The following is a 9,559-nucleotide window of genomic DNA, read 5'->3' as shown; positions in this document are numbered from 1 at the left end:
AGTCCTGAAAAGTTAGACTCAGAAGAACAAAAAAAATATCAGAAAAACAGTGAAGAAATTGGACCACTTAGACAGAAAATTACTTCGGAATTTAGATTAACTAAAAAGGAAGCACAGAAATATGTTGATTTTCCAATTAAGACCCCAAGTTATGTGGTAAAAGGGTTTAAATTAACTGGAGAAGGTGTTACAACACCGAAGACTACTGGAAAAATGAATCCCGATTTTATTTATGAATATCAAAATCAAAGTAAAGATAATGTATATATTGTGCACCAATCTGCAGTTACTGATGAGGGGAAAAAATTCTCGAACAAAAGAGCGGAGTATAATGAAAAGGTAACAAATTATGAATTAGAAGGTACAAAAATAACCTTAGTTGAAAGTCTCGATACAGAGGAAAACTATAAAGTAATGCAAATGATTGTTCCTGCAAAAGGAAAGAATAGCGCTTATCAAGTCTTAATTCTTGCAGGTGATTTAAGTAAAGAAGAAACAGAGAAAATTATGCTGTCCTTTCTAAAATAAAAATAGAGTCTCAGAATTCCGTTTAAATAGACTAAACTAAGAAGAGGGTATTATGTTTAATTTATGAGCATATATCCTCTTTTTCTTATACATATTAGATTAGTAATACAGATATTGAAAATCATGATAATGATACACGTAGTTATATATAACTGAAGCAACTCCTTTATAAAAAAGTACCCACTTTCTTGTCTAAAAAGTATCCATTTTCATGTCTTTGTACAATTTCCAAGATAGGAGAGGGGTTTAACATAAATCTATCCAAGTGTTCGTTAAATTCCTATTTAATGAATAGTTGACAAAAGAAAAATAGGCCTACTATACCGACCTTAAATTAGGGTAATATTTAACACATGAAACCACTATAAAATAAGGGTGATTATGTTGAAATCAGTAACTTTTATCAATAGCATCAACTACTTTTTATTGTAACAGGAAAAATAAAGGAAGAAATGCTTAAAATGCAAAGAAAGCGTTCATTAAGCAAGTGTAAAAAATCTATTTCCTCACATTAGTTATTCTATTAATGACGCAGATACATTAACTTTAACTTTAGAAACAAGTATCCCAGGATTAATTTTAAAAACAGAAGATGGCTTGAAAGGGATTAATACAACTGTAAAAAGGAAGATCATAGATATCATGTTAGCGGGACATTTAGACGCAAATGGTGAACCACAAGCGTCTGAAATATCAAACGCAACCTTTGAAGAGGCTAGAGGTATTCGATGTGAAGCTTCAAAGCCTAATTGGGAAGAAGGCGACAGTGGACATTTGAAAACCGGAGAAGGGTTTCAACCAGTAGTTGTTGGGAAAACAACTACACAAAAAACAAAGTTCCATATTATTGGAACTAACAAATCCGAGACAATAACACAAATAGAATTAATGTTTTACCTTAAGGATAATAAGGATGAAATAAAATATAAATAAGGGCGTTTACTTAACGTCCTTATTTTCTATTATTATATAAAAGGGTTGTTTTTATTTCTCAATTAATATCTTAATGTTTTAATAATACATTTTTATGCACTTATTGTATAAATCATTAATCTAATTTCTATATTAATCTAATTTAAACAAATATAGGAGAAAGGAATATTAATAAATATACAAAAAATGAAAAATATGTAGAATGCTGTCTGATTATCTATGTTTTTTTCTCCGTATATTCCAATTAATCTATTAGGTGAGAAGTATAAATTCTTACAAAAGATTATAGGAGGAGAAATTTATGAAGAAACTTATTATTGGTTCATTAACGTTAGGTGTCATGCTAGGATCGGGTGGTAGTCTTGCTTCTGCAGATGAAATTGGTAGTGTTTCTCAAAAGGGAAATACAATACAATCTATATCAGCTTCCACTACTAAATCAATAACTGCGAGCCAATTTAATAAAGTCTATGCAGAAATGAAAAAACATGAAGGTAAACCATATAAATATGGTGGAAATAGTCCTAAAACTGGATTTGATTGTTCGGGATTAATGCAATGGGGATATGGAACACAAGGGATTAAATTACCACGTACATCACAAGATCAATACAATCAAACAACACGTGTTGATAGAAAGGCACTTCAACAAGGAGATTTAGTTTTCTTTAAAGGAACGGTTCCGGGCAAATCAGGTATTACTCATGTTGGTATGTATATTGGTAATAACAAGTTTTACAATGCTAGTAATTCCGGAGTAGGTGAAGCTAGCTTAAATAGTACATATTGGAGTAAATATATTGCAGGATATGGTCGAGTTAAATAAAAAATGTATTATAAGGTTCCAGAAAAAGAACTGAAGTCAAAATTGACTTCAGTTCTTTTTGATTAATTAATGTCCTCGGACAACAAAAGTACTAATCACTCGGCCATTGTAAGTTACCTCATATTTATTTCCCTCTGTGATTGGCATAGAGAAAACAACTGGAGAAGATAACCCCTTTGTAGTAACATTTGTCGTACCAATAACTTTATTAAATTCATATTGTTTAATAGTATATGTTACTCCTCTATCTCCTACCATAGAAAAAGAACCTGTCATATAAGCGGGTACATCAGTTCCATTTTCATAATCTCTACCAGCAACCTTAACCTTTTGAATCTTCGCATCATTAATTGCAGCTTCTGCTTTTGTTAAACTTAATTCTGGAAAAGACAAAGTTGTTATACCTAAAGTTCCCAAAAGAATAGTACTAGATAAAATTATTTTTTTGAACATTTTAAATCCCCCTAATATTAGTATTTTACTAACGTTTAAACATTAACATATTCTGTTAAAATATTACATAATCAGAATTTGATAAATAAATATCTGATTATTCATATAATTAAAAAATCTTATTACATAATAAATGAAAAAGGCAGCCAAAAATATCTATCTTTTTTGAAGGCATTCAATTTAAGCTCAAAAAATCTATAGCAAAAACTTATACCAGGTGGACGAAGGGAGAAATATAGGTGTCAAGAAACCATAAAGTTTGCAAGAATTACCATGTCGTAACGAAATTCTTGTGGAAATTTCAATTGTGGGTACTTATAGGGGAATCACCACATCACCATCGACTTAAGAAAAGTAAACGCACCCAAAATGAAAAAACAGCTGACTTCTTACTTAAAGTAACTAACTGTAGAGAAAGAAAATTTTCATTTTGGGGGCACTTCAAAATGTTAGCTTGATGGGCATGGGGTACCGCCCACATTTTAACGAAAATATATGCTAAGCAAATTTTGAAACAAAAAAGCCGATTTTTACCCAGTTAAGAGTACATCGGCTCGTTAATATTTAGCAGTAATTTCGTACTGTGTGCATAAAAATCTTTCTGTTATCGCTCCCTCAGATAGAATCCAGCTTCACTTAGTTTTCTACCAATAATTTGAAAAAATAAGTTTATCTGCTTGATAATTAACTTTAAATGATTTATATTTGTATTAAATGATAGTATTATCTATCAAAAATGACTTTATATAGAGAAAGGTGTGATTGAAATTGTTAAACGCCTCATTGGTGGAAAGTCTTTAGGTGCAGCAGCATTGAAAAGATTGGGAAGGAATGAGTGAGTTTTCACAATAAAGAACGCTATAACTTTATGTAGTGCTTGATACCCTTGGATTGAATTATTTGGTAAAAACATCGAAACGCATTGAAATATATTCTCGTATAGTAACTAAATTAATTTTAAGAGGTAAATAATGAATTGAAAAATCTATTAGTTGTTATCGTGTCTTGATGAAAGACGTAAAAATAGACAAGAGAAAATCCTGAAAAACCTGTTCACAAAGTATGGTATGAAGGCAAGCTAGTGAGGGGAATTCAAAAATTATTGGATAAAAGCGAGGTAAATAATATGACTTTTGAAGAAAAATTACAAGCATATGCAGAACTTACAGTGAAAATTGGTGTCAATATTCAACCAGGGCAATACTTATTAGTCAATACATCAGTGGATGCATTGGATTTCGTCCGTTTAGTTGTGAAAGAGGCCTATAAGGCTGGGGCAGGGCGTGTTCATGTTAATTTTTCTGATGAGGAAATGGATCGTGCTTACTTTGATCATGCCTCAGATGAGGAATTTAATCGTTTCCCAGAGTGGATAGTCAAAATGAATGATGAGCTAATCGAACGTAAAGGTGCATTATTAATAATAGATGCTACAGATCCTGATAAATTTACAGGTATTTCAGCTGATCGTCTAGCTATCTATCAAAAGGTATCGGGAGCTGCTCTAGGAAACAATCGCAACGCCGTAATGAAGGATTTAATAGCTTGGTCGATGATAGCAGTTCCTTCATCAAAGTGGGCATCAAAGGTGTTTTCGAATTTAGCATCTGAGGAGCAAGTACCAGCATTATGGGAGGTTATTTTTAAAGCTGTTCGTATCGGTGAAGGCAATGCTGTTGAAAAATGGCGTGAACATGTAACACATTTAGAATCTCGTGCGGTCCTACTGAACAATAAAAAATATGCGAAGCTTCACTATACATCACAAGGTACTGATTTAACAATTGCATTAGCACCAGAGCATAAATGGATTACTGGAGGTGGTAAAACGCCAGATGATACTATCTTTATGGCCAATATACCGACGGAAGAGGTTTATACGTTACCGATGAAACAAGGTGTAAATGGCTATGTAAGCAATACAAAACCATTAGTTTACCAAGGGAATATTATCGACGGCTTTAAACTGACATTTGAAGAAGGAAAAATTATTAAAGCTGAAGCACAGAGAGGACATGATTTATTACAGGAGCTTATTAATGTGGATGAAGGCTCTTGCTATTTAGGTGAGATAGCACTTGTACCACATGAATCGCCAATTTCAGCATCGGGGATTTTATATTTTAATACATTGTTTGATGAAAATGCATCGAACCATTTAGCGATTGGTAAAGCTTATCCAACTTGCTTAGAGGATGGAAGGGATTTAGAAAACGATCAACTTGAAACGTTAGGTGCAAATATTTCAGTAATACATGAGGACTTTATGATTGGCAACAGTGAGATGGACATCGATGGCATTTTACCAGATGGAACTGTAGAGCCAATTTTCTGTAAAGGTAGCTGGGCATTTTAAGTTTTTAATTTGAAGAAAGGAGTATAAGAAACGATTATTAAGCATAATTGGTGCAACTATATAGGTGTTTCATCTGTTTTTGCTTAGATTGAAAATTACCTCTTTAATTAAAAGTAAAATGCATTCAAAGGAGATAGGCCAATGAATTTCTGGGAAATCGTTTTGATAGTTGTGAATTTTAGTCTATTGAGTTGGATACTGTTAGTAGGCAGAGAAACGAAAAAGTGGTCTAAATTAGCTACTTTGGTTGCTGTTGTAATGGTTACAGTTCAGCTATTGGTAGAAGATTTTAGATGGCAGATGATTCCGGCATATGTATCCCCAGTTATCTTGATTTTATGCTATTTATTAGCTGGGCGGAAAAAGGGCTTTAGAAGCCGGGGTATATTCATAGTTAAAACTTTGTTGTTGTGCATCTATTTGTCTGTAGCAGTTGCGCTACCCTTACTTATGCCAGTATTTTCATTTGAAGAACCAACTGGCCCACATAGGGTCGGTACGAAGCTATATCATTGGGTTGATCATCAAAGAAATGAACCATATTCGCAAAATCCAACTGATCGACGCGAACTGATGGTGCAAATTTGGTATCCTGCAGCTGAAAAAAGCAAGGGGAATCAAGAACCTTATATTCGTAACATAAATGAGCTCTCCAAGGGATTGGAAAAAACATTGTCCATTCCTGCATTTGCATTCAGCCACTTAGAATTGGTAAAATCTCATTCGTTTATGGATTTACAACTCTCAGACTCAGAGAATCATTATCCCATATTACTTTTCTCTCATGGTTTTAATGGTTTTCGTAATCAAAACACGTTTGAAGTTGAGGAGTTGGCTAGTCAAGGCTATATTGTTCTAAGTATCGATCATACCTTTGATACTGCAGCTACCGTCTTTCCAGATGGTCGAGTTGCTTACGTACAGCCCTTCAATTTAACTGATGACGAAGGGGATAGCCACATAAAATTATGGGAGGAAGATGTCACCTTTGTGCTTAATCAGATAGAGAAACTTAACCAAAACGATGAGACCGGCTTCTTTACAGGAAGGCTTGATACCTCACGAATTGGAATGTTTGGGCACTCTTACGGTGGAGCTACCGCAGCACAAATACTTGCAAAAGATTCTCGTGTCAAAGCAGCTATCAATATGGATGGCGCTTTGTATGGGGAAATTTTACCTGAAAGTGGGATAGGAAAACCATTTCTGCTCATGAGTGCAGAAGAGCCTGATGAAGCAGATCCCTATAAAGTGAGGGAGCGATATGAACGTGGGTTAGCTGGCGGTGGTATGTCAATGGTCATTCCTCATACAGATCATACAAGCTTTACTGATTTACATTTGTTCTCCCCACTGTTGCAGAGCCCAGGCGAAAATCCAAAGGAAGTTCATCGCATTATCAATGAATTCAGCCTGGCATTTTTTGACCAGTATGTAAAACAGAAGGATGACGAATCAACCCTTAAAAGGCTGATGACCAAATATCCGGAAGTGAATTTTAAAGTAAACCGATAACTTTATGCAGAAAGTACCTTAATTATGAAAAAAATGCTGAAAAAATTAGCAAGAAGGATAACCATATTAGTGAAAAAAATAAAAATATCACAAGGGAACATCGTGAAGAATAGCTAAAAAACCCCAGCTAATGTGATCATTTTCTCTACTAAGAAAGCGACTCGTACCATTTCCTTTGGCTTTTGTATTTATTACATCAAATAATTAATTTCTTCATCGTCATCTAAATAATGAAATGCTAAAAATGAAACATTCAAAGTACTATCAGTTTCAGTAATATAATTTTTTTGGAAAAGCTAAATTCAGCAGCTGGACACTTTGTTTGAGATTGTTTATCATAATATCAAATGATATATTTATCTATCAAAAAATGATGAATTTATATATAAAAAGGGAGAGATTGACGATGAAGAAAGACTTATCAACGTTAAAGGAAGCGAGATTTAACGCAATTCTTGATTCGGCTACCATATTGCTTGTTGAAAATCCTACTGCTTCGATGAATGAAATTGCGGAATATGCGGGAATTGGCATTGCTACACTCCATCGCTACGTCGAAAGCAGAGAGAAATTGATGCTGTTCTTGGGCCATCGGGCTATACAACTGGTAAGTGATACCGTAAACCAGATCCCACTGGATGAGGAAAGAAGCGAAAACTATATTCCAGAACTCATTGAGGCATTAATCCCTTTAGGTGACAAAATCTATTTTCTAGGTCATGATGCATCTGTATTTAACAACAAAGAATTAGGTGAAGCCGAAGAGAAGCTGAGGGAACCTATACGACGCGTTATTGAGTTGTTACAACAAAGAGGTTACTTTCAGCAAACGGTTAGCAGCGAATGGATTTTGAATACGCTTTATGCCCTACTTTTCCATACCTGGGAACAGGTACATGAAGGAAATGTGGCTAAAAAATCTGCTGCAGAGCTTGTTTTAAATACATTTTATTATGGTTTCAAAGCTAAGGATGAGTTAAGAAGGGAGTGAACTGATACAAATCCATGATAATTAATATCAATAATATATAAAGCGAAAAGGAGTACTGGGAAATGAATCAAATCTCTATTGTAAAGGCTGTTCATCAATCCATGGTTGGCGCCCAGCTAAATGTAATGGCATTGGAATACATGGCGTTTTCACTTGCAGGATCTGAGGAGAAGAACACAGTCGAAGGGACTTTTTGTAAGCTTTGGCGGCAGGGGAACAACCGTTTTAGTCATAAATACGCTTATGAAGCTCAAATGGACGGAAAAACTTTAGGGATGATTACTTGCTATCCCGTCCCCATTTTAAATCGTCTTGCTTGGCCCACTTTTAAACAGCTACTTTCATTCCGAAAGTTGGGTTTTGTTTTTTATAACATTCTGAATATCAAAATGCTTTATTCCATGATTACCTTGAAGGAGGGAGAAGATGACGAGTTTCACATCGGAACAATCGCCTTATTGCCCGAAAGTCGAGGAATGGGGATAGGTACCAGACTACTTGAGTTTGCCGAGGAACAGGCTTCCCTGCAAGGCTTTGCCAAATGCTCTCTAACGGTAAAGAAAGAGAACCAACTTGCCATTAAATTGTTAGGCTACCAGATTACAAGTGAAATCAATAAACCAAAGTTATCCTTGTACAGAATGGTCAAAAACATAGGAACTTACAACCTTTTATAAAAAAGTTGTAACGTATTAGGGCAGTACTAATGGTACCGCCACATCGTTATCAAGCCAAGATTAAAAATTTTTAGTTAAAAAGACAACAATATTATGTAAGATATGTATACTCCATACAATCCAAAATGCTGAAACTTTAGTATGTCCATTTTCTTTTTTCTGTGTATAATTCCAATAAGAGTATGCAAATACCCATCCCATAATTCCGGCATGTAACATATAAGTATAGCCAAAACTGTGGCTCAATCCAAATATACAAGCTGAAATAAAGATAATTGATTTATTGTGTTTTTCCATACCGGGAATTAATCTTAAAATCCAAAATACAAACATTTGATATAGAGCTGTTTCTAATAAAGGTGCAATGACTATACCATCGACTATTTGAACTGATAAATCTTCATCTTCAATAGGGTTTTTTTGTATACTTCCCGGTAGAAAGCTAGTTGGCATTGGTAACAAGAAAGATGCAAAAGTCATGACTAGTATAAACCATGGTACTTTTGAATGATATAAATAATGTTGTATCTTCTGAATCATTGTTATATTCTCCTATTGTACATTTACAAATATACGGTCTGTTAATTTTTAGAATAATAGAATTCAAAATTAAATATTTTATTATAATTACTTCTATCTTATACGTGCAGATTTTTTACATACCTCAACTGTGCCAAAACCAAGAATCTATACTTTCTCTTTATCTGCTAGATTATTTGTTATCGTATCTAAAACAGTTTGTGTTGTTGCAGCTGCATTCTTTTGTGTAAGTTCTGCTTTTTCTGCTACTACTTTTGTTAGTTCTTTCTTATTCAGTTTTTGCAACTCTTCATATGTAATTAGGTGAGTGTGAACTACCCGCCACTTAACGTCCTAATGGATTGTTTGAAGTGGGGGCTTCTTTTTGATAGCTAACGAATTCGTCCTAAGACAATCGAGCTAACTCCCTCGTTCCAAGGGTTATTTTATTGCTATCTATGCTAACGCTAATAGGCGTATTGCTTCATTTTTGATATTGATAGCTGCGTTATAATCTCTATCGAGATTTACACCACATATACAAGAATATACTCGCTCAGACAATGACATATTTTTCACATTTCCACAACGGCTACATGTTTTTGTGGAAGGAAACCATAAAGGCTTATGTTTTAGTTTCAAATGATAATACAATACTAGAAGTTAATAGTGGAAAAAGTAAAAATAATATTAAAGTAAATAAAGATGACACATATCAAGTTAAAATTATAACAGAAGAACATGAGGGGGAATTTAGAATA

Annotated in this window: 8 protein-coding genes and 3 pseudogenes; 7 read left to right on the top strand and 4 right to left on the bottom strand. The window is 34.0% G+C overall.

All coding sequences use genetic code 11. The annotated features are described in order from the left end of the window. The 3 genes and pseudogenes from CER22_RS27245 to CER22_RS27240 form a co-directional block, all read left to right on the top strand. Window positions 1-528, top strand: a pseudogene (locus tag CER22_RS27245) (transcriptional regulator); the annotation flags it as partial. A 642-nt stretch (window positions 529-1,170) separates the two neighbouring features. Beyond that, complete coding sequence (locus CER22_RS33290) at window positions 1,171-1,461, top strand: hypothetical protein (RefSeq protein ID WP_179211942.1); 291 nt, start codon at window positions 1,171-1,173, stop codon at window positions 1,459-1,461. 301 nt (window positions 1,462-1,762) lie between these two features. Further along, window positions 1,763-2,287, top strand: coding sequence for a C40 family peptidase (locus tag CER22_RS27240; protein WP_088610117.1), 525 nt, complete (start codon window positions 1,763-1,765; stop codon window positions 2,285-2,287). 66 nt (window positions 2,288-2,353) lie between these two features. Here the strand turns inward: CER22_RS27240 and CER22_RS27235 are convergent, their stop codons facing one another. Continuing rightward, the gene (locus CER22_RS27235; RefSeq protein ID WP_088610116.1) at window positions 2,354-2,740 is read right to left on the bottom strand and encodes a hypothetical protein; all 387 of its coding nucleotides are present in this window, start codon (window positions 2,738-2,740) and stop codon (window positions 2,354-2,356) included. 1,126 nt (window positions 2,741-3,866) lie between these two features. Here CER22_RS27235 and CER22_RS27225 point away from each other — a divergent pair. From CER22_RS27225 to CER22_RS27210, 4 genes are all read left to right on the top strand, one after another. Beyond that, complete coding sequence (locus CER22_RS27225; RefSeq protein ID WP_088610119.1) at window positions 3,867-5,096, top strand: aminopeptidase; 1,230 nt, start codon at window positions 3,867-3,869, stop codon at window positions 5,094-5,096. Window positions 5,097-5,237: 141 nt separating this feature from the next. Continuing rightward, complete coding sequence (locus CER22_RS27220) at window positions 5,238-6,611, top strand: alpha/beta hydrolase family protein (protein WP_088610114.1); 1,374 nt, start codon at window positions 5,238-5,240, stop codon at window positions 6,609-6,611. A gap of 406 nt (window positions 6,612-7,017) precedes the next feature. Further along, window positions 7,018-7,602, top strand: a complete 585-nt coding sequence (locus tag CER22_RS27215; protein ID WP_088610113.1) for a TetR/AcrR family transcriptional regulator — start codon at window positions 7,018-7,020, stop codon at window positions 7,600-7,602. Window positions 7,603-7,664: 62 nt separating this feature from the next. After that, the gene (locus CER22_RS27210; RefSeq protein WP_088610112.1) at window positions 7,665-8,279 is read left to right on the top strand and encodes a GNAT family N-acetyltransferase; all 615 of its coding nucleotides are present in this window, start codon (window positions 7,665-7,667) and stop codon (window positions 8,277-8,279) included. Between the two features lie 60 nt (window positions 8,280-8,339). Here the strand turns inward: CER22_RS27210 and CER22_RS27205 are convergent, their stop codons facing one another. The 3 genes and pseudogenes from CER22_RS27205 to CER22_RS27195 all read right to left on the bottom strand — a co-directional run. Next, a complete protein-coding gene (locus tag CER22_RS27205) occupies window positions 8,340-8,819 on the bottom strand; it encodes a CPBP family intramembrane glutamic endopeptidase (RefSeq protein WP_088610111.1) in 480 nt (159 codons plus the stop codon). A 150-nt stretch (window positions 8,820-8,969) separates the two neighbouring features. After that, window positions 8,970-9,095, bottom strand: a pseudogene (locus tag CER22_RS27200) (HU family DNA-binding protein); the annotation flags it as partial. 159 nt (window positions 9,096-9,254) lie between these two features. Continuing rightward, window positions 9,255-9,416 (bottom strand): annotated as a pseudogene (locus CER22_RS27195) (zinc ribbon domain-containing protein); the annotation flags it as partial. Window positions 9,417-9,559: the final 143 nt, after the last annotated feature.

It is taken from the genome of Bacillus sp. K2I17 (assembly GCF_002209985.1).
In the GTDB taxonomy this organism is placed as follows: Bacteria; Bacillota; Bacilli; order Bacillales; family Bacillaceae_G; genus Bacillus_A; species Bacillus_A wiedmannii.
Note: the sequence above shows the minus strand (reverse complement) of the source record. Positions and strands in the feature narration are given on the sequence as shown.

What these genes read in the sequence shown, in the direction of transcription:
- CER22_RS27240 (WP_088610117.1), top strand. Translation starts at nt 1,763, where the DNA reads ATGAAGAAACTTATTATTGGTTCATTAACGTTAGGTGTCATGCTAGGA.
- CER22_RS27220 (WP_088610114.1), top strand. Translation starts at nt 5,238, where the DNA reads ATGAATTTCTGGGAAATCGTTTTGATAGTTGTGAATTTTAGTCTATTG.
- CER22_RS33290 (WP_179211942.1), top strand. Translation starts at nt 1,171, where the DNA reads ATGTTAGCGGGACATTTAGACGCAAATGGTGAACCACAAGCGTCTGAA.
- CER22_RS27210 (WP_088610112.1), top strand. Translation starts at nt 7,665, where the DNA reads ATGAATCAAATCTCTATTGTAAAGGCTGTTCATCAATCCATGGTTGGC.
- CER22_RS27235 (WP_088610116.1), bottom strand. Translation starts at nt 2,740, where the DNA reads ATGTTCAAAAAAATAATTTTATCTAGTACTATTCTTTTGGGAACTTTA.
- CER22_RS27215 (WP_088610113.1), top strand. Translation starts at nt 7,018, where the DNA reads ATGAAGAAAGACTTATCAACGTTAAAGGAAGCGAGATTTAACGCAATT.
- CER22_RS27225 (WP_088610119.1), top strand. Translation starts at nt 3,867, where the DNA reads ATGACTTTTGAAGAAAAATTACAAGCATATGCAGAACTTACAGTGAAA.
- CER22_RS27205 (WP_088610111.1), bottom strand. Translation starts at nt 8,819, where the DNA reads ATGATTCAGAAGATACAACATTATTTATATCATTCAAAAGTACCATGG.